The following is a 22,741-nucleotide window of genomic DNA, read 5'->3' as shown; positions in this document are numbered from 1 at the left end:
CTCGTTGGGACTCTAACACGCACTCCGCGACGACTGCAAAGCGTCGCATGCATGAATATCGAGCGTTGTGTTGACGGCATGCCTGGCTATTTCGCTGGCGCGACCGGTTTCGGCGGCAGGGCCTGCTTCTGCGAGAGCACGGCCTTGGCCGGTGGCGCTTCAGGCGCCACGGGTGCGGACTGGCCGACCGACAACGACACCCCGAACACGCGCCATTGGCTTTCCACCGGCGCGAACAGCAGCTCAAAATTCACCTGCGAGGGCACCGACGGGAAGAAGCCGGCCATGTGCAGCAGACCGTTCGGCTCGATCTGCGGCAGCAGCGACAATTGCGGCTCGATCACCGCAACGGCGGAGAGATCGAGCTTATCGCCGCGCTGCTTGGCGAAAATCTCCGCGAGCTTGGCTGCGGTGTTGACCTGGAAACCGGGCGCGCCGAGGTCGCGCAGCACGGTGTAGTTTCCGGTCTTGTTGGCGTGATCGAGCGCGAGCAGCGTCGAGCGGATCAGCATCAGTACGCCGTTGCGGTCGATATTGGCGGGCTTGGGCGCGGCCTGCTGCGGCGGCGGCGGTGACGACGACGGATGCGGTTGCGGCGATGGCTGCTGCGCGAACGTCGTCACCACGCCGAGGATCAGGAGCCCAAGACCGGCACTCACCCAACGCAGCGTCATGGCGACGGCGCTCGCCCTACCACTGGATCGAAACCGCACCGCGCCCGCCTGCCACGTTGCGCTCGAGCCCGATGCCGCCGCCGGCATTGGCGACGACCGCATAGTTCTTGCCGTCATAGAGCAGCGCGGTTGCGCCGACTGCGAAAGCGTTGGCACCTTCGAAATTGCCGTAGCCGGCCGAGAGCGCAAACTTGCGGCCCGGTTGCAGCGCCGGCATCGATCCGGCGGCGAGCGCAACCGCCGTGCCGCTGCGCGCCTCGAAGCGGTTGTCCATCACCTGCGATTGCAGCGATGTCACCTGCGACTGCAGGGAGGTGATGCTGGCCGGGTTGAAGCTCGACGTCGCCAAATTGCCGGCCGCATCAGTGGTGACAAAGGACACCGGCCCGCTCTGCGCCGCAAGGCTCGCCGCGGATGTCACGCCCGCCAGGCGGTAGGTATTGCTTGCGGTGCCGATTGCGACCTGGTTGGCGGCCGTCGCCGTCGCGCCGTTACCGATTGCAGCGGAGTTCGAAAAGGCCGCGGTGGCGCCGGTGCCGAGCGCGGTCGCATTGGCCGCCGAAGCCACCGCGCCATTGCCGAAAGCGGAGCTGCCCGCCGCAGCGCTTGCCTTCGCCCCATCGCCGACGGCGGTGTTGCCGAGCGCTGCTGCAGAATTGGCGCCAATCGCAATCGATCCGGTCGAGACCGCGCCGGTGCCGATGGCAATCGCATTCGCGCCGCTGCCGGCGGTCGCGCCATCGCCGATCGCAACAGCGCTTGCCCCGGTAGCGTGGGAGTTGTTGCCGGCCGCAAAGGCATTGCTGCCGGTTGCCGTCACCGTGTTGCCCAGCGCGACGGCGTTGGTGCCGCTGGCAGCGGCGCCGCTGCCGATAGCCGTCGAGGACACGCCCGCCGCGGCGCTGCTGAGACCGATCGCGATCGATTTGTCGCCGCTGGACTGCGCACCCAAACCGGCGCTTCCGTCGCCGCCACCTCCGATGGCGACACTGTAATTCCCGGACGCGGTGGCAAAACTATTGCCAAGCCCGGTGAACTCGCCGCCTCCCAACGCGGTGCTTGCGGTGCCGGACGCGATGCTGTTGGCGCCGCTCGTCGTGCTGTAGTCGCCACTCGCGTGGGCGCCAAGGCCGATCGCCGTGCTCTCGGTGCCGGTTGCACGTGCGCCGACCGCGACCGCCGTCCCGCCAGAGCCGCTCGCCGTGACGTTGTTACCGACCGCCACGCTATCGTCGCCGCTCGCGGTGGCGAGGTAGCCGCACGCGAACGCATAGTTTCCGCTTGCAGTGCCGAGAGCGGCCCCCGATGGCGACGGACTGCAGACCTCCCCGGACGATGCTGGCGTCGGAGCCAGCGCCAAGCCGAACATGACGAGCGCCGCGGCGCCAGCGATGACTTTGACTAGAGGAAACTTCGCTTCAGTAATCACGTGAGGCATTTGCGCTCTCAGCTCCAGAATTTCGGCCGATCGTGGTTGGTTGATCGGATGCGGCGGTTGCGACTGTGGGCCGGGACCGCAAGCCCGACATCAACCGTTCGGTTGAGGTCGCCTTCAACGCCGTCAGGCGCCGGAATTTTCCCGCCGAGTGTTGCCGAATTGCTTCTGGCCGCATCCCGATGTTTCTGCACGCAGCAACCATCCATCACGCCGACGCTGCAACAATCGTTCGCCTGGGAGCGAAGCGCCCGACGGTTTCCTCCGCGATGCCGAAATTGTTGGCCAGCAGATGACGCGGCGCCTTGGCCAGCCAATCCGACAGGCTGCTCTCATGGTAGGCGCCGCTGTCGAGAACACCGACCATCTCGGCCTCGTCCGTGCCGATATTCTGGATCGAATGTCCGCAATTGCGCGGAATGTAGGCACAATCGCCCGGCGACAGTTCGGCCACGGCGACACGCTTGTCGAATGCAAACAGCGTGACGCGCGTACGTCCTTTCAAGACGTAGTGCCACTCGTTTGCATCGGTATGCCAATGCGGCTCATGCATCGCGCCGGGCTTCAGTCTGAGGACCAGCCCGGTCATGCCCGCCGAAACGGGAAACTCCTTGGAAGATGCCACATAGAGCGCACCACCGGCCGTGCTGACATGCGGCTTCTGGGACATCAGCGGGAAACGATGGGTCCGGTCGCGATCCAGCGCGCGAGCGACGCGCGCTTGCGGACCGTCGAGCGCCAGAACCTCGCCCTGCATGATGTAGGTCTCGGCTTTGGGATTTGCGCTCAGCATCTCCGCGGGGGCGCCCAGCGACTGCGACAGGGCCGGGACGTCGTAGCGGCTCATCCAGTCGCTGATTCCGAACGTGCCGTGTTCGGAGTAAAGGCCGTCATCGAAGGCGAGGATGGCGTGGCACGGCGCCTTGCCCAATGTCTGAATGGCGTGGCCGTGCCCCTTCGGGAAATACCAGAGATCCCCGGGGCCGAGATTGACCACTTCGAGCTGGCCTTCCGGATCAAGCGCCGCCACTTGGCAATGGCCCTCGACCACATAGGCCCATTCGGCGGAATCGTGCCAGTGCATCTCCCGGGCGCCGCCCGCATTGATGAAGAGGTGGGCACCGGCAATACCGGTCGCGAGCGGAAGCCCGCGCGTCGTGATCTCGCGCGCCCAGCCGCCTGAGGTCGCTTTGACGGGCCCCTTGTCGAGCGAAGCCGTGAACACCACGGGATCGCCGGACTTTCGCGGGATCGTCTTCTGGAACTCGGACGCCGGAGCAACGTCATAACCGGCAGCATGCCCGTCGGGAGCGGCAATCGCGGCGCGCGAGGCGCCCAATGCTCCGGCACCGATAGCAACCGACTGAAGGAAAACGCGGCGGTTGGACCTCAACATCGCAGGCTCCAAATTTCCAAGAATAATCTGGCCGGAGCGTGCGTCAGGCGATCATCGTTGACCACTTGGTGATTTCGACACCTGTTGCTTTCGATAGCTCGCCGAATGGTGCGCGGAACGATAAGCAGCAGACCGGAATCAAATGGAACTCGCTCGCCCCTTCGGCGCTCGGCCTTGTGAGCAGACCTGTGTCCACCCGCGAATTGCGCAGCAAATTGCGCTTCCAGCCCGGACAAGTTTCTTGGTATTTGAGAAGGACGATACTGGAATAAAGGCGGGACTGGTGCCATCGCTCCTGTTTGTCGACGATCATCCCATTTATCGGGACGCGGTGCGCCGCACGCTTGAGCTGGAAATCGAAGAGCTGAGTGTGGCGACCGCGGGAAGCTGCAGCTCGGCGCTGGAGTTTCTCAACCGTAACGAAGTTGATCTTTGCCTCGCCGACTACAGCCTGCCGGATGGAGACGGCTTGTCGCTGCTCAGGGACGTCAAGGCGCGGTTTCCTCTGATCGCCGTGGGCCTGCTTTGCGCCGACCTGTCATTGCCCCTGGTCGAAGGTGCGACGGCATTGGGAGCCGTCGTCTGCCTTTCGAAAGACAAGACGTCGGCCGATCTGGTCGCCGCCATTCGCATCGCGTTCTCCGGGGGCAAGGTCTACGACGCGGTCGGTGGCGGAGAAGGCAACGCGTTGTCGCTGCGACGACGGGAGATCCTGATCTATGCGAGCCAGGGGCTGCTGGACAAGCAGATCTGCGAGCGCATGGGCGTCACCGAGAGCACGATCAGGGCGCATTGGGGACGCATCTTCGAGCAACTGCAGGTGGGCAACAGAACGGAAGCGGTCACCCGAGCGTTGCGTCAGAGGCTGATCTGACATGTCCCCCGCCGCCACCGCCTTGCGCGCCCGCGCGGTCAAGCGGGAGCGCATTCAGCTTTTCTTTCGAACGCAGACCATCCCTTATCTTCGCTACATCCGGGTTCTCCAGGCGATTTCCACCGGCGGGGCATTCTACACCGGCCTGCTGGTCTGGCTGCTGTGTGACCTGCCGTTCCTCCACGTCGTGATCTGGACCTTTCTCGTCTTTTTGTCCGAATGCTTCATCACTGTCATCAACGATGCGTTCCGCGTCGCGCATCCACCCGACGACCATTTGTGGCGCTGGGGCTGGGCCAAGGCGGCGCTCTGCGGCCTCAATGCATTCGCCTGGTCGCTTGCACCTCTGCTGCTGCACGTGCCCGGCGCGCCCGCATCGGTACTGGTGCCTCTCGGCGCCCTGATCTTCTTCGTGACGATCGCAACTTGGATCGTCGGCGCCGACTACACGCCCAGCATGTGGACAGTGATGCTGGTTGCGATGGTGCCCGCCTCGCTCTGGCTGCTCAGCTTTGGAAGCGGGCTCGAGAAGGTCGCCGGCATTGGTCTTTTGACCCTGCTGCCATTCACGATCGCAACCGGCGTCATTGCGGCCGGCAACACCGAGGCCGCGATCCAGAATCGCCTCGACATTGCCGAGCTGCTCGAGATCAAGGCGAAGCAGGCCCAGCAGATCGAAGAGCTGTTCGCGGAGCGGACGCGCTTCTTCAGTGCGGCCAGCCATGATCTTCGTCAGCCGCTCAACGCGATGGGACTCTATTTCGAATTGTTGACGCGCTCTTCCGAGCACCGTGACCGGAACGAGATCATCGCGCATCTGCAGGACTGCGCGGCAAGCCTGCTGCGGCAATTCGATGCCATCATGGGCGTATCAGCCACCGACGTCGATATCCGAAATGCAAGTGCCCGGCCCGTCGCCGTTCACGAGATCTTCGCTCGCGTTGCCTCGACCCTCAACCTCGAAGCCCGGCGCAAGTCGCTGCGCCTACGTGTGTTCCCTTCAGAGCTCTGGTGTTCGGTCGATCCTGTGCTGCTGGAGCGCGCGCTGCTCAATCTGGTGAGCAACGCGATCAAATATACCAAGAAGGGCACCATTCTGCTCGGCGCGCGCCGTCGCGCCGACGCCGTCAAGATTCAAGTCATCGATACCGGGATCGGCATTGAATCGAAATACCTCACTTCGATCTTTGATGATTTCGTCCAGCTCGGGAATCCCGAACGCAACAGGGAGAAAGGCCTCGGCATTGGCCTCGCCATCGTCCGCCGTCTCTGCGAGGCGATGAGCTGGCAAATCGACGTAACGTCGGCCGTCGGCCGCGGGACCACCTTCAGCCTGTCGGTTCCGCTGGCAGAGCCGGTATCGGCACGCACCGATATCGAGCCGTCGCGAGAGGTTGAACGCCTGCCGAATACGTCGGATCAGCCGGGCGTCCTCGTGATCGATGATGACGCCACCACCAGGGATTCGTTGGGGCGTCTCCTGACCAATTGGGGTTACGAATGCGCGCTGTTCGAAGCGGGAGATCCCGCGCTTGATTTCCTGGAGCACGAAGGCGCACGACGGCGGTGGATCGTTCTGCTCGACTACCGGCTCGCCGGTGCGGAAACGGGCCTCACCATCGCGGACAGGATCCTGTCAAATCACGGCGGCCGCACCCGGATCAGCATGATGACGGGCGACATCGGCGCGGAGATCGCTGAGGGCGCACGCCAACGCGGCATACTGCTGATGCGCAAGCCGGTCCAACCCATCCGGCTCAATGCGCTATTGAGCTCCGAAATGGCCGCCGAGTAACGGAGCCGCGCATACGATGGTGCGCTGCGGCCCGTGCGCGCCGACGAAATTGTGATTATCCGCCCTGCCCCGGACGGCCCATGATGAAAGGTCACCGACCTGCAATGCAATCCGGGGCACTCCATGACGCCAGTTGCGATTCCGCCCGCCGTCCATCGTCGTCATCAACCCTGGTACAAGATCCTCTACGTCCAGGTGCTGATCGCGATCGCGCTCGGGATCCTAGTCGGCTATTTCGATCCCGACCTCGGCAAGGAGCTGAAGCCGCTCGGCGATGGCTTCATCGCACTGATCAAGATGATGATCGCGCCGGTGATCTTCTGCACCGTGGTGCACGGCATCTCCTCGATGGGCGATCTCAAGCGGGTCGGCCGGGTCGGACTGAAGGCGCTGGTCTATTTCGAGACGGTCTCGACGGTGGCGCTCGCGGTCGGCCTGCTCGTCGGCGAGGTGCTCCAGCCCGGGCACGGCTTCAACATCGATCCCTCCACGATCGATCCGAAGTCGGTAGCCACCTACGTCACCAAGGCCAAGGAAGAGGGCATCGTCGCCCATCTGATGGCGATCATCCCGGACAGCTATATCGGCGCGATCGCACGCGGCGACATCCTCCAGGTGCTGCTGATCTCGATCCTGTCAGGCTTCTCCATCGCCTTCCTCGGCAAGGCCGGCGAGCCGATCGTCGACGCCGTCGACAAGGCCGCAAAGATGTTCTTCGGCATCATCCGCATCGTGGTGCGTGTCGCGCCGATCGGCGCATTCGGCGCGATGGCGTTCACCGTCGGCGCCTATGGCCTTGGCGCGCTGCTCAACCTCGTCGCGCTGATCGGTACGTTCTATCTCACCAGCATCCTGTTCGTGCTGGTCGTGCTCGGCGCGATCGCGCGGGTCGCCGGCTTCTCGATCCTGCGTTTCATCGCCTACATCAAGGACGAGCTCCTGATCGTGCTCGGCACCTCGTCATCGGAAACGGTGCTGCCGCAGATGATCCAGAAGATGGAGCATCTCGGCGCCTCGCGTTCCGTGGTCGGCCTCGTCATCCCGACCGGCTACAGCTTCAACCTCGATGGCACCAACATCTACATGACGCTGGCGACGCTGTTCCTGGCCCAGGCGACCAACACCAACCTCACGATCTGGCAGGAGCTCGGTATTCTGGGCATCGCCATGATCACGTCCAAGGGCGCCTCGGGCGTGACCGGCGCCGGCTTCATCACGCTGGCGGCGACGCTCTCCATCGTGCCCGACATTCCGGTCCAGTCGATCGCGATCCTGGTCGGCATCGACAAGTTCATGAGCGAGTGTCGCGCGCTGACCAATCTGGTCGGCAACGGCGTCGCCTGCGTCGTGATCAGCATGTCCGAGGGCGAGCTCGATCGCACCGCGCTGCACGAGGCCATGGCGCATCCGCTGGAGATGGGTGAGGCACTCGAGCCCGGCGGCGGGTCCTGAGACTCGGATCACGATGTGATTTCGGCGAGCGCGTAGATCGCAACCGCATTGTCTGCCGAGACCAGCCCGCTCTCGACATCTTCCTGCACACTGGTCCGTTCGCGCTCCCGGGGATCGCCGATGCCGGCACCGCCCGGCGTCATCACGACGAGGCGGTCCTCGGGCGGTACGGTCTGGAAACCTTTGCCGCGCATCTTCTTGCCGGACTTCAATCCGACATAGCCAGCCTCGCCGTCGTGCCCGCCATCGCGGCCGCGCGGCGGATGATCGATGCGGTCGAACGCTGCCAGGATGTCGAACGGCGCGTCGACGCCGCTGCCGACCTCGATGATCTGGCCGAGACCGCCGCGGGTGCGACCCGCGCCGCCGGAATCGGGGCGCAGCTCCTTGCGCCAGAAGATCAGCGGTGTCTGCGTCTCCGCAATCTCGACCGGCGTGCCGCGCACCCCGCTCGGATAGGCGGTTGCCGACAGCCCGTCCTTGGCAAAGCGCGCACCGGTGCCGCCATTAGAGGTCACCGCCATCGAGAATCCGTAATTGCCGCCGGCGCCGGAACGCGTCTGTCCGCGCACGTTGAGATTCCACAGGCACGAGGTGCCTTCGGCCGGGACGCGCTCCGGGATGATCTGGCGCAGGCAGCCGAACACGACGTCGGGCAGCATCTGGCCGATCACGTGGCGCGAAGCCACCGGCGCGGGTTTTGGTGCATTGAGGATCGCGCCCGATGGCGCCGACACCGTCAGCGGCGACAGCGAGCCGGCATTGTTGGGAATCTCCGAGGCGACGACGCAGCCGAGGCCGAACACGGTGTAGGCGGTGGTGTAGGAGAGCGGCACGTTGATGCCGAACTGCGAGGCCGGCGACGTGCCGGTGAAATCGACGTGAATGCCTTTCTCCGAGATCGTCAGCATCGCCGACAGCGTGACCGGCGCATCATAACCGTCGACGATCATGGTATTGCGCCAGCTTCCCTTCGGCAGCTTCGCGATCTCGGCGAGCACCGCCTCGCGCGAACGGTCGCAGATGTAATCGCCGAGTTCATCGAGCGTGTCGATGCCGAACTCGGTCATCATCTCGACCAGGCGCTCGCAGCCGACATCGTTGCAGCCGGCGAGCGAATAGGTGTCGCCCTCGGTGTCGATCGGCAGCCGCGTGTTGGTGCGGATCATCGCCATCAGCGTCCCGTTGACGACGCCCTGGTCGATCAGCTTCAGCATGGGGATGTAGAGCCCCTCCATGAAGACGTCGGTGGCGTCGGGTCCGAAGCCGATGCCGCCGATGTCCATCAGATGGCTGGTGCATGAGAACAGCGCGACCAGCTTGCCGTTCTTGAAGCAGGGCGTGGTGACGACGAAGTCGTTGAGGTGGCCGGTGCCCATCCAGGGATCGTTGGTGATGTAGGCGTCGCCTTCCTTCATCGTCGCAAGCGGAAAGTGCGCGATGAAGTGCTTGACCGATTCCGCCATCGAGTTGACGTGACCCGGCGTGCCCGTCACGGCCTGCGCCAGCATGCGGCCGCGGAGGTCGAACACGCCGGCGGAGAGATCGCCGCATTCGCGCACGATCGGGCTGAAGGCGGTGCGGAGCAGCACCTGCGCCTGCTCCTCCACCACCGCGATCAGCCGGTGCCACATGATCTGAAGATCGATCAGGCTGGTGCTTGCGCCAGTCATGGTCATGCCGCCTTTCGTTCCATGACGATGCTGCCGGCACCGTCGATGTGGGCATCAAAGCTCGTCGAGACGAATGTCGAGGTCTCGTCTTCCGCAATCACGGCGGGACCGGCGACGGTTGCGCCGGGCGTCATGTCCTCCCGGCGGTACAGCGGGATTTCGACGAGGCGCCCTGCCCTTCCGTCGTAGAATTTGCGGCTGCCGGATGCCTTGCCGGCCGGCTTGCGCGCGACGGCGTCGACCATCGGTGGATTGCGCGGCTCGGTGGTCGCAAGCACCGACCAGCTCAGCACCTCGATGGCAGCGCCCGGGATCGGGCGCTCGAACATCGCGGCATAATCCGCCTCGAAGGACTTTCGCAGGCCGGCAAGATCGGCCGCGGTCAGTGGACGGTTCGGCAGCTCGACCGTGATCTCGTGGCCCTGGCCGACATAGCGCATGAAGGCGGCGCGGCGCTCACGTACCGGCGCGCCGGCAGCGCCGGGCTCGACCAGCGCCCGCGCCTCGGTCGCCATCTCCTGCAGCAGGTTCGAGACCCCCGCGGTGTCGAAGTCGTCGAGCCGGACATGACGGCTGCGCACCAGCTCATAGGCAATGGGCGCGGCCAGAAACCCGACGGCCGAACCGACGCCGGCGTTGGACGGCACGATCACCCGGGAGACGCCGATCTTCTCGGCAACGCGCGCCGCATGCAGCGGCGCGGCGCCGCCGAAGGCGATCAGCGTGTGCTGGCCGACCACCGCGCCACGCTCGACCGCGTGCACGCGCGCCGCGCTCGCCATGTTCTCGCAGACAACCTCGTGCACGGCGTAGGCGGCATTCTCCGCAGACAGGCCCAGGGCTTCGCCGACATCGCGCAGCAGCGCTGCCTTCGACTGTTCGGGATCGAGCCTGATCGTGCCGCCGGCGAAGGCGTCGGGATCGATCATGCCCAGCGCAACGTCCGCATCGGTCACCGCGGGACGCGAGCCGCCGCGGCCATAGCAGGCGGGGCCCGGCTCGGATGATGCGCTCTCGGGACCGACGGTGACGCGCTTCATCGCGTCGATCCGCGCGATCGAGCCGCCGCCAGCCCCGATCTCGACCATCTCGATCACGGGAACGCGCACCGGCAGGCCCGAGCCCTTCAAGAAGCGCGCGGCGCGATCGACCTCGAACACCCGCGAGGTCTCCGGCTGATACTTCTCGATCAGGCAGATTTTTGCGGTGGTGCCGCCCATGTCGAACGAGAGCACCTTGCTTTCGCCGAGCCGTGCCGCGATCTGCGCCGCGAAGATCGCGCCGCCCGCGGGACCGGATTCGACGAGGCGCACCGGAAAGCGCCGCGCCGTCTCGATCGACGTGACGCCGCCGCCTGAGGTCACGAGATAGATCGCGCCGCGGAACTGCTCGACCGCCAGCGCCTCGGCCATGCGCGCGAGATAACCGTCGATCAAAGGCTGCACATAGGCATTGGCCACTGCGGTCGAGGTGCGCTCATACTCGCGGATCTCGGGGCAGACCGCCGACGACATCGTCACGGAGATGCCGGGCATCTCCTGCCCGATAATCGCGGCCGTGCGCCGTTCATGCTCGGGATTGGCGTAGGAGTGCAGGAAGGCGATCGCGACGCTTTCGACCTTCAGCGCACGCAATTGCGGCACCAGTGCGCGCACCGCAGCCTCATCCAGTGGCAGCCGCACCGCGCCCTGCGCATCGACGCGCTCGGGAACGGTGAAGCGCAGGGAACGGGGCGCCAGCGGTCTCGGCTTGTCGATGGTGAGATCGTATTGATCGTAGCGGCTCTCGGTGCCGATATCGAGCACGTCGCGAAAACCGTCTGTCGCGATCAGCGCGGTCTTGGCGCCGCGGCGCTCGATGATCGCGTTGGTCGCCAGCGTCGTGCCGTGAATGAAGACGTCGATATCGCTGATATGCGCCTGCGCGTCGGCGAGAATGAGACGCATGCCGTCGAGCACCGCCTGCTCCGGACGCGTCGGCGTCGTCAGCACCTTGCGCGTCTTGCGATCCTGTCCCACATCCAGCACGATATCGGTGAACGTTCCACCGATATCGACGGCAAGCCGCACTTCGGCGCCCTCATGCATTCCAGATGTCTCCGTGCTGATCGACAGGTCCAGGTGTTCAGCAATTTGTATGCCATCGACTCCGCCGATGGCAACGCACTCCATGATTTTGCCGGGCACCTATGCGATAGCGACTGAGGTTGCATCAGCGCGAGCCACCTCATATCCTTTGACGACATGGCACGCATCACCATCATCGAAACCGGAGCCATCCCTCGCAAACTTCGCGAGCGCCACGGCTCGTTTCCGGACATGTTCGAGCGCATGATCCGCACTGAGGATCCCTCCAGCACATTCGACGTCGTCAGCATCCCGGATGGCGAGGCGCTCCCCGACACGCGCGGGCTGGAGGCGATCCTGATCACCGGCGCAGCGGCCGGCGTCTATGACGGGCTCGACTGGATCGCGACGCTCGAAGAATTCGTGCGCGCTGTCCATGCCAATCGGACGCGGATGGTCGGGGTCTGCTTCGGCCATCAACTGATCGCGCAGGCGCTCGGCGGCGTGGTCCGCAAATCGGACAAGGGCTGGGGCATCGGCCGGCACGTCTATCAGGTGGCTCCGAACAACGGCGTCATCGACGGCGAACAGCTCGCCATTGCCTGCTCGCACCAGGACCAAATCATCGAGCCGCCGCAGAACGCGCGAACAATCCTGTACTCGGAATTCGCACCGCATGCCGGCCTGCTCTATGATGGCGGCACGACGCTCTCCGTGCAGCCGCATCCGGAGTTCGACGTGGGCTTTGCGCAAGTCTGCTGCGAGCTCCGCGAAGGCCACGCGCCGGACGACGTCGTCGCCACCGCAAAGGCGTCACTGGCCAAGCCGCTGGACAGCGCCAAGCTCGGCGGGGCGATCACGAGGTTTCTGACGAGGCGAGCGACAACTCCTTAGTTTGCGGGATGCTGCCACAGCCACCCGCTCCCGCAAGAGGAGAGGGAAAAGCAGCGCCGAGCTCTTAAGTTCTCGCAAGCTCCTAAAACGGATTGTCCCCCAGCCCCACCACGTCCGCAGGCCGCGGCCCCGGCGCGGGCCAGTGGAAGCGGCGATCGTTCTCTGCGATCGCGATATCGTTGATGGAGGCCTCGCGCCGCTTCATCAGCCCGTGCTCATCGAACTCCCACTGCTCGTTGCCGTAGGAGCGATACCATTGGCCGCTGGTATCGTGCCATTCGTACTGGAAGCGCACCGCGATGCGGTTGCCGTCGAAGGCCCAGAGGTCCTTGATCAGACGGTAGTCGAGCTCCTTGGCCCATTTGCGGGTGAGAAAGGCGACGATCGCCTCGCGCCCTTGAAACACTTCAGAGCGATTGCGCCAGCGGCTGTCCTCGGTATAGGCGAGCGCAACACGCTGCGGATCGCGTGAATTCCAGGCGTCCTCGGCCATACGGGCCTTTTGCGCGGCGGACTCTCTCGTGAACGGCGGAAGCGGCGGGCGCGACATGGCTGGCCTCATCGGTTGGGGGCTGCGCAAATCTACGCTCACGCGCCGGGAAGTCGATGGTCCCGTCCCTATCGCCTCATTTCGAAATCACATCGCCCTTCATCAGGGTGCGGATCGATTTCGGGATCGGCTGGGCGCGGCCGCCGCTGATGAAGGCGACGCGCACCTCCGCTTTCACCAGCACTTCCTCGCTGCGGCGCACCTCCTGCGCCAGCATGATGGAGGCTCCCTTCACCGCGATCGGCCAGGTCACGACGTCGAGCACGTCGTCCATGCGCGCGGGCTTGAGAAAATCCAGACGCATCGAGCGCACCACGAAAGCAAAGCCGGCATCTTCCGTCTCGACCTGCTCGAACAGCGCCTGCTGTTCCGCACCCATCAGCCGCAGATGGTTGGTGCGCCCGCGCTCCATGAAGCGCAGATAGTTGGCGTGATAGACGATGCCGGAAAAATCCGTGTCCTCGTAGTAGACGCGGACCTGCATGTGATGGCGGCCGTCGCGGATCTCGCCGTCGAGATGGGCAGTCATTGCGCAAGCCTTTCGCTGTCCAGAGCACGATCCGGAAAAACGTGAAGCGAGTTTCCGGAAAGATCATGCTCAAACAACAACCTGAAGCGCGATGACGATTCATCCTGATTTCATCGCGCTTCAGAGCCCGTTTTGCGCAAAATCGGCCGACCGCGCAAGCGGGACGGCTATGATACTGTTTGCACCGTCCGCCCCAGCGTCACCTCGACGATCTCGGGCGGCACGCCGACGCGCATCGGCACGATGCTACAGCCGAGGCCGCCCGAAATAATGACGTCGCATTTCAGCTTGAAATGACCGTAGGCGAGCCGCACGCCGTGGCGCGGCGGCACCGCCGGCGACCAGCCGAACAGGCGCACCTGGCCGCCATGGGTGTGGCCGGAGAGTTGCAGCGCGACCCGCGTAGGGACGCGCTCCGCAATATAGGGCTCGTGCGCGAGCAGGATGACCGGCGCATCGTCAGTGACCTTGGCGAGCGTCGCGGTGAGATCGTCCGTGCCGAAATGCGGTACCGGGCGCTGACGCGCCGCCGGCATGAAAGCGAGCTGATCGCCGAGCCCGGCAAGCCAGAACGCGCGGCCGTCCTTGGTGAGGCGCACGGCGTCGTTCTCGTAGACGGGGATACCGGCAGCTTCGAGCGCGCGATGGGCGACCGTCGGGCCGCGCAGGATGCGCTGCACCGCCTTGTCTTCCCAATAGTCGTGATTGCCCATGATGGCGTGAACGCCGAGCGGGGCCTTGAGGCCTGCCAGCACCGCGGCCCATTCGGGGGCTGGAATGATCCGCGTAACGTGGTGATGTCCGGTCACGTAATCGCCGAGCATGACGATGAGATCGGCATTCAGCGCATTGGTATGCTCGACGATGCCCTGGATCCGCTCCAGCGACATCCAGGGATCGCAGGCATGGATATCGGCGATCACGGCGATCCGGAGCGGGAAGTCGGCCGGCCACTGCTTCGGCATCGGGTGATAGCGGGTGATGCGGAGCCGCTCCGGCTCGACCCCGACGCCGTAAGCCGCGGTGGAAACGCCGACAGCGGACAGACCGCCGATGGACCGAAAGAAAGCGCGCCGAGAGATCATGTGGAACCGGGTGTGATGCCTTGCCTCAATGTCCTCCGATTGAAGCGGAATTGGGGTGCGCTTGTGCAGATCGTCAGCAGAAACGTTAACGGTCCCTCACGCCGACCAGCGCATCCAGACGCGTCTTCAATTCGTCGGACGCCCGGTAATACCAGACGCCGCCGAGCAAGTCATGGAATCGCGTGTCGGCGCGGGCCTCGCGCTCGATACGGTCGATCGTGCGCAGGCTGATCACGTCCTCGAGAGGGCCTGCCGCCAGCAGCGACAGCAGCACGGGATTGGACTCCACCCTGAGGATCTCCAGGATCAGGTCGATCATCCGGTCGGGATCGTCCTCGCGCAGCTCGCGCTCGAAATCCATCATCGCGAACAGATTGTCGTCCTGGTCGCGGTCGGACCTGGAATACTGCTCGATCCAGGCCTGCGCCAGTTCGGACAGCGACATGCCGGCGCAATCGAGCGGCTCGCGCGGGGTGCGCTGGGCCATGTGATCGGCGTGCCAGGCTGCACCATTGGCGATCCCGGCGATGCGTCGCATCAGCGGCTCCTCCTCGCCGAGATGCGCGCCCCCGAGCAGCCAGCGCAGCCGCGCATTGTGCTTCGCCTCATGCTCGATGCGCGCGATCACCTCGTTGCCATGAGCATAGAGCAGCGCCAGCAAGAACTTGTCGTTCAGCTGCATCACCGTCGGCTTGTCGGTCTCGGTCTTCAGCACGTCGAGGATGAGATCGAGCGCGCGCTGCGGCCGGCGATGCGGCAGATGATCGAAATAGAGTTTTAGCGCCCAGACGCTGCCGGCCTGGTCTCGCCGACTGACGCGCTGAAGCGCGCACCACATCGAGGCCAGCTCGGCCAACGGCATCGGATCGAGGAACGCTTCGGTCTCGTCAGGCGTCCGCAGTTGCGGTGCGGACGCGACGGCTTCAAGCAATGTTGTGTGCTCACTCAGCCCCATTCTTCCCACTCCAGCCAATGTGCGTTGCGCTGGCGACCCCGATCGCCGCGCGTTCGCATTAGTGGGAGCACGAAACAGGTGGGTTCAACGTCGCTCTAGTCGTCGCTCTCGTCCGTGCCGAACAAGCCGAACTGTGCCGTATCGCGCGAGGGCTCAGCGAGGCCGAGATGGCGGAAGGCATGTGTGGTGAGAAGACGGCCGCGCGGGGTGCGCTGGAGATAGCCGCACTGGATCAGATAGGGCTCGATGATGTCCTCGATCGCGTCGCGCGGCTCGGACAGGGCGGCCGCCATGGTCTCGACGCCGACCGGGCCACCGCCATAGTTCAGTGCGATCGTCGAGAGGTAGCGACGGTCCATGGCGTCGAGGCCCGCGGCGTCGACCTCCAGCGCACTCAGCGCGTGGTCGGCGATCTCGCGATCGATGGTTTCGGCGTTCGCAGCCGAGGCAAAGTCGCGCACCCGCCGCAGCAGGCGGCCGGCGATGCGCGGCGTGCCGCGGGCGCGGCGCGCGATCTCGTTGGCGCCGTCCGGGTTCATGCCGACATTGAGCACGCGCGCGCCGCGGGTGACGATGCCTTCCAGCTCCTCGACCGTATAGAAATTCAACCGGATCGGAATGCCGAAGCGATCGCGCAGCGGATTGGTGAGAAGGCCGGCGCGCGTCGTCGCGCCGACGAGGGTGAACTTTGCCAGCTCGATCTTGACCGAGCGCGCCGCCGGACCCTCGCCGATGATGAGGTCGAGCTGGAAATCCTCCATCGCGGGATAGAGCACCTCTTCCACTGCAGGGCTCAGGCGATGGATCTCGTCGATGAAGAGCACGTCTCGCTCTTCGAGATTGGTCAGCAGCGCAGCGAGATCGCCGGCCTTGGCGATCACGGGGCCGCTCGTGGCGCGAAAGCCGACGCCAAGCTCGCGCGCCACGATCTGCGCCAGCGTGGTCTTGCCGAGACCGGGGGGACCGACGAACAGCACGTGATCCAGTGCCTCGCCGCGCTTGCGCGCCGCATCGATGAAGATGGACAGATTCTTGCGCGCCTGCTGCTGGCCGACGAATTCGGTGAGCGACTGCGGGCGCAGCGCCGTGTCGCCGACATCGTCGCTGCGGCGCTCGGGCGTGACGATGCGGGAGGGCGTGTTCACTCGTTGCCTCGCCGGTACTTGTTCGGCAGCAGTTCGCCAATACTCGCGACCTTCGGCTCGCGGCCGTTGTCGGGAACGATGACCCGCGCCTTGGCATCATAGTCATGGATCAACTCGCGGCAGATGCCGCAGGGTGAGACGACGGCGATATCGCCCGGCTCGCCTGGCTTGGGATGGCGCACCGCGACGATGGTCTCGATACCGCGGTCTCCGGTCTCGGTGATGGCGCGCCCGATCGCGATCGCCTCGGCACAGACCGCGATGCGGCCGATATAGGCGTCGATGTTCACGCCGGTGACGATGCGGCCGTCGCGCGTGCGCATCGCCGCCCCCACCTCCTGCCAGTCATTACGATAGCGTTGGCTGATCGCCGCGGTCGCGGCAGCGATGAGTTCCTTGTCTTCTTTGCTCAGCATGGCGGAAAATGCGTTCCTTCGTCAGTCAGCGGCCGCGCAGGATAGTCTATTTCGACAATTCTTTCAGACCCAGGCGAATGAGCTGCGCGGTTTCCGCATTCTCGCCGGCATTGCGTGACGCCGTGGCGATGGCCGCCGCCGCCTGCGGCTGGCCGTAGCCGAGATTGACCAGCGCCGAAATCGCGTCCGCGACGGGGCGCGGGGCGCGCTGCTCGTCGACCGCGCCGGCAAGATGCACCACCGCCGGATCGACATTGGCAAAAGCCGGCGCCTTGTCCTTCAACTCGGTGACGATGCGCTCGGCGACTTTGGGGCCGACGCCCGGCGTGCGCGACACCGCGGCCTTGTCGCGCAGCGCGATCGCATTCGCGAGATCGGAAGGCTGCAGCGTGCCGAGCACCGCGAGGGCGACCTTGGCGCCGACGCCCTGCACGGTCTGGAGCAGGCGAAACCATTCGCGCTCCTGGTCGGTGCGGAAGCCGAACAGCTTGATCTGATCCTCGCGGACATAAGTCTCGATCGACAGCACGGCGGCTTCGCCGGGCGAAGGCAGATGTTGCAGCGTACGCGTCGAGCAATGCACCTGGTAGCCGACGCCGCCGACGTCGAGGATGACGAAATCCTCGCCGTAGGAATCGATCAGGCCCTTGAGCTTGCCGATCATATCCCCACCACTTTCAGCCTTAGCGCGGCACTCTGCCGGTGATGCGCGTGAGTGATGGCGATGGCGAGGGCATCGGCGGCGTCCGCCGACGGCGGCTCGGCCTTGGGCAGCAGGATCTTCAGCATCACCGCGATCTGGTTCTTGTCGGCGTGGCCGGCGCCGACGACGGTCTTCTTGACCTGGTTGGGCGCGTATTCGGCAACCGTGATGCCGAACATCGCAGGCGCCAGCATGGCGACGCCGCGGGCCTGGCCGAGCTTCAGCGTCGCAACGCCGTCCTTGTTGACGAAGGTCTGCTCGACGGCCGCTTCCATCGGCTTGTGGCCGGATAGCACGGAAGCCAACCCCTCATGGATCGCCAGCAACCGGCTCGAGAGCGGCAGCCCCTCCGGCGGTTCCACCGAGCCGCAGGCGACGTAGACGAGGCGATTGCCGTCTGCCTCGATCACGCCCCAACCGGTGCGGCGCAGGCCGGGGTCAATGCCGATGATGCGGACGGGCTGGCGAATCGGGGGCGCGATCATGGGCCAGTGATAGCGGCTGGCCGGAAGGAGGGAAACAGAAACGGAACGAAAGTAACAGGGGAACTGAGCTTTCGTGCGCCGGGCGCAGCGCAGCACGCAGTGATGCGCTGCTGAACCGGGGCCCATCCCTCATCGGCACGGGAAGAGTGGTCCCCTGCGCCGCAGCGTTTCACGCCGCGTCGCGTCCGGGACACGAGACGACCTCAGCCGCCCATCTTCGCGATCAGCGCGTCAGACACCTCGAAGTTGGCGTAGACGTTCTGGACGTCGTCGTGCTCGTTGAGCAGGTCCATCAGCTTCAGCAGCTTCTCGCCGGTCTCGTCGTCGACAGCGACCGTGTTCTGCGGCTTCCAGATCAGTGCGGCCTTGCGCGGCTCGCCGAACTTCGTCTCGAGCGCCTTGGCTACATCGCGGTAGCCTTCGGTCGAAGCGTAGATTTCGTGGCCATTCTCGCCGGAGATCACGTCGTCGGCTCCGGCCTCGATCGCGGCATCGAGCACAGCGTCGTCGGAAGCGACGCTGCGGTCATATTCGATGATGCCGGTGCGATCGAACATGAAGGACACCGAGCCGGTCTCGCCGAGATTTCCGCCGGATTTGGTGAAGAACGAGCGGATGTCGGAGGCCGCGCGGTTGCGGTTGTCGGTCAGCGCCTCGACGATGACGGCGACACCGCCGGGGCCGTAGCCCTCGTAGCGGATCTCGTCATAGTTCTCGCCTTCATTGCCGAGCGCCTTCTTGATGGCGCGCTCGATATTGTCCTTCGGCATGTTCTCCTGACGCGCCGCGATCACGGCCGCGCGCAGGCGCGGATTCATGTTGGGATCGGGCGTGCCGAGCTTGGCCGCGACGGTGATTTCGCGGGCCAGCTTGCCGAAGAGCTTCGACTTCTGCGCATCCTGCCGCCCCTTGCGGTGCATGATGTTCTTGAATTGGGAATGTCCGGCCATGCGTGGTCTCTTGAGGAATCGTCAGTCAAGGTCAGGGGCAAGGTAAGTGATCGAAGCGCGGGCCTTATAGGCCGCGACACCCCCGGAATGAAAGGGCATACTTGGAGGTATTATAGTAAGTCGGATACGCTGCCATCAGGCATCTGTTAACCCTGACTTCATTTGGGGATGTGAAACTATCCCCATCCCGTCCCCCGACAAGAGTGCCCCGATGGCCTTCGGACTACTTCGGAAGCGTCTGCCGGAACAGGCCGCGGTTGCGTCACCGGTGTCCCAAGCCGTCGGCGAGCCCGTTGCCGCACCGGAGGGCGATTCGGCCAGGGAAATCCTCGAGCTTCTGGAACTCGAGCTCGGCGCGATGATCCGCCAGCTCGAGCGCGCGGCCCAATCGGTCGCCGGCGGGGCGGAAGCGACCGCCAACACGCTCGCGACCATCCGCGAGCGCACCGATGCGCTCACGGGGCGCAGCAGCGTCGCGCAATCGACCGCCACCACCTTTGCCAGCGCGGCCGAGAAATTCACCCAGTCGGCGCAAGGCATCGGCGCCCAGGTCCGCGAGGCCGGCAAGCTCGCCGATGCTGCCAGCGCCGCCGCGCAAGAAGCCCGCGCCAATGTCGACCGCCTGCGCGAATCCTCCGCCGCGATCGGCAACGTCGTCAATTTGATCGCGCAGATCGCGCGCCAGACCACGCTGCTCGCGCTGAACTCGACCATCGAGGCCGCGCGCGCCGGCGCGGCAGGTAAAGGCTTTGCCGTCGTTGCGACCGAGGTGAAGGCGCTCGCGGTGCAGACCCAGGGCGCGACCGAGGAGATCACCAGGAAGATCGATGCACTGCAAAGGGATGCGGCGGGCTCGGCGGAAGCCGTGCACCGCATCTCGCAGGCGATCGAGGCGATCCGCCCGGTGTTCGACACCGTCAACGGCGCGGTCGCCGAGCAGACCGCGACCACCAGCGAAGTCTCGGGCAACGCCGCGACCGCATCCCAATTCATCGTGTCCGTCGGCGAAAGCGCCGCCGAGATCGACGCCGCCACCAAGGCGGCGGAGGCGCATGGCGAGAGCGTCTCCAGCGCCGGCAAGGCGGTCACGACGTTCGCCCAGAAACTGAAATCGCGCTGCGCGGTGCTGCTCAGGCAGAGCGATGGCGACGACCGTCGCAAGGCCGAGCGGTTGCCCTGCCATCTCAAGTTCGAGATCGGGCGTGGCCGGGCAGCGATGCCGGTCTACGAGATTGCGATTGACGGCGTCTTGATCGGCGGCGCCGACGCCGCGAGGCTTTCGCTGCACGAAACCATTGACGGCCTGCTCCAGGATATCGGCACCTGCCGCCTACGCGTCACCGATCAATCCAAGGCCGGTGCGCGGGCGCAGTTCCAGGCGCCGAATGCCGAGCTGCGCGAAAAGATCGAGGACAAGCTCTGGTCGATCCGCGAAGAGAACACCGAGTTCGTGACCCGCGCGATGGAAGCGGGCGCTGCGCTGACGAAGATCTTCGAACAGGCGGTCGCGCGTGGTGAGATCAGGCTCGACGATCTCTTCGACGCCAACTATGCGGAGATTGCCGGCACCAATCCGCCGCAGTATCGCACAAGATATCTCGACTGGGCCGACCGTGCCCTCCCCTCGTTCCAGGAAGCATTCCTGGCGAAGGATCCGCGCATGGCGTTCTGCGCCATGGTCGACCGCAACGGCTTCCTGCCGGTGCACAACAAGATCTATTCGCATCCGCAGCGACCGGGCGACATCGCCTGGAACACTGCGAACAGTCGCAACCGGCGCATTTTCGACGACCCGGCGGGCCTCGCTGCGGCGCGCAATCTGCGCTCCTACCTGGTGCAGAGCTACGCGCGCGACATGGGCAACGGCAACACGGTGATGATGCGCGAGATCGACGTGCCGATCCGCGTGCAGGGCCGGCACTGGGGCGGGTTCCGGACGGCCTACAAGCTTTGAAGCACGACCCGGGGAAGTACGGAGCGGTTCCGAAAAGATCATGCGCTCACAAAGACCGGGGCACGATGGCAATTCACTCTGGTGTCATCGCGCTCCTAGTGCACGCTCAGGCAAGACGGCAAAGCGCGAATCAGCATTAAAACGACTCACGCTTTGGAATGGGAATGGGAATGCCGTAGCGAGTCGATAGGCGACTCCGACTGAAGGAAGTTCGAACATGTCCGTCGTGCAGCGTGCAGTCATGGACACGTCATCCAACCGGACGCTGGCCGAACGGCTCATAGACCAGCTCGCCGATCGCATCGGCGGGCTCGGCGTTGAGCTCGCCGACATCGCCGGCAACGTCCAGGAGGTTGCGAACCGCGTCGCCAGCCAGTCGGAGCGGTTCCACCATCTGCAGAAGACGGCCGAGACGATGGTCTCGGCAAATCGCGACATCGCCAATGCATCGCAGGCGGTGCAATCGACGACATCCACCGCCGCCAGCGAGATCGCGCAGTCGCGCGACGCGGTCGAGACCGCGGTCAGCCACATCTCCGAACTCGTCGCGGCGGTCGCTCGCATCGAGACGCGGCTCGCCGCAGTCGGCTCGGCGCTGAGCCAGGTCGCCAAGGTCTCCGGCTCGATCGAGGCGATCGCGAAGCAGACCAACCTGCTCGCGCTCAACGCCACGATCGAGGCGGCGCGCGCCGGCAGCGCCGGCCGCGGTTTCGCCGTCGTGGCGAGCGAGGTGAAGAGCCTCGCGGAAGCGACCCGCCAGGCCACGCAACAGATCTCGGATACCGTACGCGATCTCGACGGCCAGATCGGCAGCCTGATCGGCGAGAGCGGCGATGCCTCGCTGCGCGCGAAGAACGCCGGCGACGGCGCACAGCAGATTTCCGGCATCATCTCGCGCGTGCAGCAGGGCTTTGCCTCCGTGGGCGCGGAGATCGACAGCGTCGCGCGCGCCGCGACCTCCAATCTCGGCCATTGCGACACCGTGATCTCGGAGCTCAGCGAGCTTGCCAAGGGCGTCGATCTCTCCTCGCGCGATCTCAAGAATGCAGACGAGCGCGTGGCAAAGCTGCTCGACACCTCCGAGGGCCTGATCGCGCTGATCGCCGACAGTGGCGTGGAGACGTCGGACGCGCCGCTGATCCGCGTCGTCGTCGACACCGCCAAGCGCATCTCGGCCGAGTTCGAGGCCGCCATCGACCGTGGCGAGCTCTCACTCGATCAGTTGATGGACGAGAAATATCGCGAGATTCCCGGCACCGATCCCAAGCAATATCTCACCGACTACGTCAACTTCACCGACCGCGTGTTGCCGGCGATCCAGGACCCGATCCAGAAATCGGATCCGCGCATCGTGTTCTGCGTCGCCTGGGCAAAGGGCGGCTATCTGCCGACCCACAATCCGAACTATCGCCTGCCGCAGGGCAAGGACCCCGTCTGGAACAACGCCAATTGCCGCAACCGCCGCCTGTTCAACGATCGCGCGGTGAAGAAGGTCGCGGCGAACACAAAGCCGTTCCTGCTGCAAACCTACCGCCGCGACATGGGCGGCGGCCAGTTCGTGCTGATGAAGGATCTGTCCTCACCGATCATCGTCCGCGGCAAGCACTGGGGCGCGTTCCGGATGGGATTTAGGCAGGGCTGACGGCGCAGAGCACGCTGCCGTCCCTTCTCCCCTTGCGGGAGAAGGTGGCGCGCGCAGCGCGCCGGATG

The 22,741-nt window shown here is 65.1% G+C and carries 20 protein-coding genes; 6 read left to right on the top strand and 14 right to left on the bottom strand.

Annotated features, from left to right (window positions below; genetic code table 11):
- Positions 1-86: 86 nt before the first annotated feature.
- The 3 genes from ACV1FX_RS14920 to ACV1FX_RS14910 all read right to left on the bottom strand — a co-directional run bounded on the left by ACV1FX_RS14920 (position 87) and on the right by ACV1FX_RS14910 (position 3,505).
- A complete protein-coding gene (locus ACV1FX_RS14920) occupies positions 87-674 on the bottom strand; it encodes a hypothetical protein (protein WP_473118314.1) in 588 nt (195 codons plus the stop codon).
- Between the two features lie 16 nt (positions 675-690).
- The gene (locus ACV1FX_RS14915; protein WP_473118313.1) at positions 691-2,112 is read right to left on the bottom strand and encodes a YadA-like family protein; all 1,422 of its coding nucleotides are present in this window, start codon (positions 2,110-2,112) and stop codon (positions 691-693) included.
- Between the two features lie 205 nt (positions 2,113-2,317).
- Positions 2,318-3,505, bottom strand: coding sequence for a cupin domain-containing protein (locus ACV1FX_RS14910; protein ID WP_473118312.1), 1,188 nt, complete (start codon positions 3,503-3,505; stop codon positions 2,318-2,320).
- 142 nt (positions 3,506-3,647) lie between these two features.
- Between ACV1FX_RS14910 and ACV1FX_RS14905 the strand changes: the two genes are divergently transcribed.
- From ACV1FX_RS14905 to ACV1FX_RS14895, 3 genes are all read left to right on the top strand, one after another.
- Complete coding sequence (locus ACV1FX_RS14905; RefSeq protein WP_473118311.1) at positions 3,648-4,379, top strand: response regulator transcription factor; 732 nt, start codon at positions 3,648-3,650, stop codon at positions 4,377-4,379.
- Position 4,380: 1 nt separating this feature from the next.
- The gene (locus ACV1FX_RS14900; RefSeq protein WP_473118310.1) at positions 4,381-6,174 is read left to right on the top strand and encodes an ATP-binding response regulator; all 1,794 of its coding nucleotides are present in this window, start codon (positions 4,381-4,383) and stop codon (positions 6,172-6,174) included.
- A 123-nt stretch (positions 6,175-6,297) separates the two neighbouring features.
- Positions 6,298-7,626, top strand: coding sequence for a dicarboxylate/amino acid:cation symporter (locus ACV1FX_RS14895; RefSeq protein ID WP_473118309.1), 1,329 nt, complete (start codon positions 6,298-6,300; stop codon positions 7,624-7,626).
- Between the two features lie 8 nt (positions 7,627-7,634).
- Here ACV1FX_RS14895 and ACV1FX_RS14890 read toward each other — a convergent pair whose 3' ends face one another.
- Both ACV1FX_RS14890 and ACV1FX_RS14885 read right to left on the bottom strand, forming a co-directional pair.
- Positions 7,635-9,299: a hydantoinase B/oxoprolinase family protein gene (locus tag ACV1FX_RS14890; protein ID WP_473118452.1), complete on the bottom strand. Its 1,665-nt coding sequence runs from the start codon at positions 9,297-9,299 to the stop codon at positions 7,635-7,637.
- A 2-nt stretch (positions 9,300-9,301) separates the two neighbouring features.
- Positions 9,302-11,386 (bottom strand): hydantoinase/oxoprolinase family protein, encoded by a 2,085-nt coding sequence (locus tag ACV1FX_RS14885; RefSeq protein ID WP_473118308.1) that lies wholly within the window; start codon positions 11,384-11,386, stop codon positions 9,302-9,304.
- A 156-nt stretch (positions 11,387-11,542) separates the two neighbouring features.
- Here ACV1FX_RS14885 and ACV1FX_RS14880 point away from each other — a divergent pair, with 156 nt between their 5' ends.
- Positions 11,543-12,259, top strand: a complete 717-nt coding sequence (locus tag ACV1FX_RS14880; RefSeq protein ID WP_473118307.1) for a glutamine amidotransferase-related protein — start codon at positions 11,543-11,545, stop codon at positions 12,257-12,259.
- An 82-nt stretch (positions 12,260-12,341) separates the two neighbouring features.
- Here ACV1FX_RS14880 and ACV1FX_RS14875 read toward each other — a convergent pair whose 3' ends face one another.
- The 9 genes from ACV1FX_RS14875 to ACV1FX_RS14835 form a co-directional block, all read right to left on the bottom strand.
- Positions 12,342-12,809, bottom strand: coding sequence for a nuclear transport factor 2 family protein (locus ACV1FX_RS14875; protein ID WP_473118306.1), 468 nt, complete (start codon positions 12,807-12,809; stop codon positions 12,342-12,344).
- Positions 12,810-12,885: 76 nt separating this feature from the next.
- The gene (gene ybgC / locus ACV1FX_RS14870) at positions 12,886-13,338 is read right to left on the bottom strand and encodes a tol-pal system-associated acyl-CoA thioesterase (RefSeq protein WP_473118305.1); all 453 of its coding nucleotides are present in this window, start codon (positions 13,336-13,338) and stop codon (positions 12,886-12,888) included.
- 167 nt (positions 13,339-13,505) lie between these two features.
- Positions 13,506-14,423 carry a metallophosphoesterase gene (locus ACV1FX_RS14865; protein ID WP_473118304.1) on the bottom strand — a complete coding sequence of 306 codons (918 nt, stop codon included), beginning with the start codon at positions 14,421-14,423 and terminating at the stop codon, positions 13,506-13,508.
- An 85-nt stretch (positions 14,424-14,508) separates the two neighbouring features.
- Positions 14,509-15,378 carry a DUF6869 domain-containing protein gene (locus ACV1FX_RS14860; RefSeq protein WP_473118303.1) on the bottom strand — a complete coding sequence of 290 codons (870 nt, stop codon included), beginning with the start codon at positions 15,376-15,378 and terminating at the stop codon, positions 14,509-14,511.
- Positions 15,379-15,473: 95 nt separating this feature from the next.
- Positions 15,474-16,523, bottom strand: coding sequence for a Holliday junction branch migration DNA helicase RuvB (ruvB, locus tag ACV1FX_RS14855; protein ID WP_473118302.1), 1,050 nt, complete (start codon positions 16,521-16,523; stop codon positions 15,474-15,476).
- The gene (locus ACV1FX_RS14850) at positions 16,520-16,939 is read right to left on the bottom strand and encodes a cytidine deaminase (RefSeq protein ID WP_458149396.1); all 420 of its coding nucleotides are present in this window, start codon (positions 16,937-16,939) and stop codon (positions 16,520-16,522) included. The genes ruvB and ACV1FX_RS14850 overlap by 4 nt, the downstream gene beginning before the upstream one ends.
- A gap of 46 nt (positions 16,940-16,985) precedes the next feature.
- Complete coding sequence (gene ruvA, locus ACV1FX_RS14845; RefSeq protein WP_473118301.1) at positions 16,986-17,603, bottom strand: Holliday junction branch migration protein RuvA; 618 nt, start codon at positions 17,601-17,603, stop codon at positions 16,986-16,988.
- Positions 17,600-18,127: a crossover junction endodeoxyribonuclease RuvC gene (ruvC, locus tag ACV1FX_RS14840; protein ID WP_473118300.1), complete on the bottom strand. Its 528-nt coding sequence runs from the start codon at positions 18,125-18,127 to the stop codon at positions 17,600-17,602. The genes ruvA and ruvC overlap by 4 nt, the downstream gene beginning before the upstream one ends.
- A 203-nt stretch (positions 18,128-18,330) precedes the next feature.
- The gene (locus ACV1FX_RS14835; protein WP_473118299.1) at positions 18,331-19,077 is read right to left on the bottom strand and encodes a YebC/PmpR family DNA-binding transcriptional regulator; all 747 of its coding nucleotides are present in this window, start codon (positions 19,075-19,077) and stop codon (positions 18,331-18,333) included.
- A 211-nt stretch (positions 19,078-19,288) separates the two neighbouring features.
- On the opposite strand from ACV1FX_RS14835, the gene ACV1FX_RS14830 reads away from it, so the two are divergent.
- The gene (locus ACV1FX_RS14830; RefSeq protein WP_473118298.1) at positions 19,289-21,031 is read left to right on the top strand and encodes a methyl-accepting chemotaxis protein; all 1,743 of its coding nucleotides are present in this window, start codon (positions 19,289-19,291) and stop codon (positions 21,029-21,031) included.
- Between the two features lie 217 nt (positions 21,032-21,248).
- A complete protein-coding gene (locus tag ACV1FX_RS14825; RefSeq protein ID WP_473118297.1) occupies positions 21,249-22,673 on the top strand; it encodes a methyl-accepting chemotaxis protein in 1,425 nt (474 codons plus the stop codon).
- The last annotated feature ends 68 nt before the right edge of the window (positions 22,674-22,741 follow it).

This window comes from Bradyrhizobium ingae, from assembly GCF_055791185.1.
Note: the sequence above shows the minus strand (reverse complement) of the source record. Positions and strands in the feature narration are given on the sequence as shown.

Excerpts from the sequence above, each read along its gene's own strand:
- ACV1FX_RS14920 (WP_473118314.1), bottom strand. The coding sequence starts at position 674 with ATGACGCTGCGTTGGGTGAGTGCCGGTCTTGGGCTCCTGATCCTCGGC.
- ACV1FX_RS14915 (WP_473118313.1), bottom strand. The coding sequence starts at position 2,112 with ATGCCTCACGTGATTACTGAAGCGAAGTTTCCTCTAGTCAAAGTCATC.
- ACV1FX_RS14910 (WP_473118312.1), bottom strand. The coding sequence starts at position 3,505 with ATGTTGAGGTCCAACCGCCGCGTTTTCCTTCAGTCGGTTGCTATCGGT.
- ACV1FX_RS14905 (WP_473118311.1), top strand. The coding sequence starts at position 3,648 with ATGGAACTCGCTCGCCCCTTCGGCGCTCGGCCTTGTGAGCAGACCTGT.
- ACV1FX_RS14900 (WP_473118310.1), top strand. The coding sequence starts at position 4,381 with ATGTCCCCCGCCGCCACCGCCTTGCGCGCCCGCGCGGTCAAGCGGGAG.
- ACV1FX_RS14895 (WP_473118309.1), top strand. The coding sequence starts at position 6,298 with ATGACGCCAGTTGCGATTCCGCCCGCCGTCCATCGTCGTCATCAACCC.
- ACV1FX_RS14890 (WP_473118452.1), bottom strand. The coding sequence starts at position 9,299 with ATGACTGGCGCAAGCACCAGCCTGATCGATCTTCAGATCATGTGGCAC.
- ACV1FX_RS14885 (WP_473118308.1), bottom strand. The coding sequence starts at position 11,386 with ATGCATGAGGGCGCCGAAGTGCGGCTTGCCGTCGATATCGGTGGAACG.
- ACV1FX_RS14880 (WP_473118307.1), top strand. The coding sequence starts at position 11,543 with ATGGCACGCATCACCATCATCGAAACCGGAGCCATCCCTCGCAAACTT.
- ACV1FX_RS14875 (WP_473118306.1), bottom strand. The coding sequence starts at position 12,809 with ATGTCGCGCCCGCCGCTTCCGCCGTTCACGAGAGAGTCCGCCGCGCAA.
- ybgC (WP_473118305.1), bottom strand. The coding sequence starts at position 13,338 with ATGACTGCCCATCTCGACGGCGAGATCCGCGACGGCCGCCATCACATG.
- ACV1FX_RS14865 (WP_473118304.1), bottom strand. The coding sequence starts at position 14,423 with ATGATCTCTCGGCGCGCTTTCTTTCGGTCCATCGGCGGTCTGTCCGCT.
- ACV1FX_RS14860 (WP_473118303.1), bottom strand. The coding sequence starts at position 15,378 with ATGGGGCTGAGTGAGCACACAACATTGCTTGAAGCCGTCGCGTCCGCA.
- ACV1FX_RS14850 (WP_458149396.1), bottom strand. The coding sequence starts at position 16,939 with ATGCTGAGCAAAGAAGACAAGGAACTCATCGCTGCCGCGACCGCGGCG.
- ruvA (WP_473118301.1), bottom strand. The coding sequence starts at position 17,603 with ATGATCGGCAAGCTCAAGGGCCTGATCGATTCCTACGGCGAGGATTTC.
- ruvC (WP_473118300.1), bottom strand. The coding sequence starts at position 18,127 with ATGATCGCGCCCCCGATTCGCCAGCCCGTCCGCATCATCGGCATTGAC.
- ACV1FX_RS14835 (WP_473118299.1), bottom strand. The coding sequence starts at position 19,077 with ATGGCCGGACATTCCCAATTCAAGAACATCATGCACCGCAAGGGGCGG.
- ACV1FX_RS14830 (WP_473118298.1), top strand. The coding sequence starts at position 19,289 with ATGGCCTTCGGACTACTTCGGAAGCGTCTGCCGGAACAGGCCGCGGTT.
- ACV1FX_RS14825 (WP_473118297.1), top strand. The coding sequence starts at position 21,249 with ATGTCCGTCGTGCAGCGTGCAGTCATGGACACGTCATCCAACCGGACG.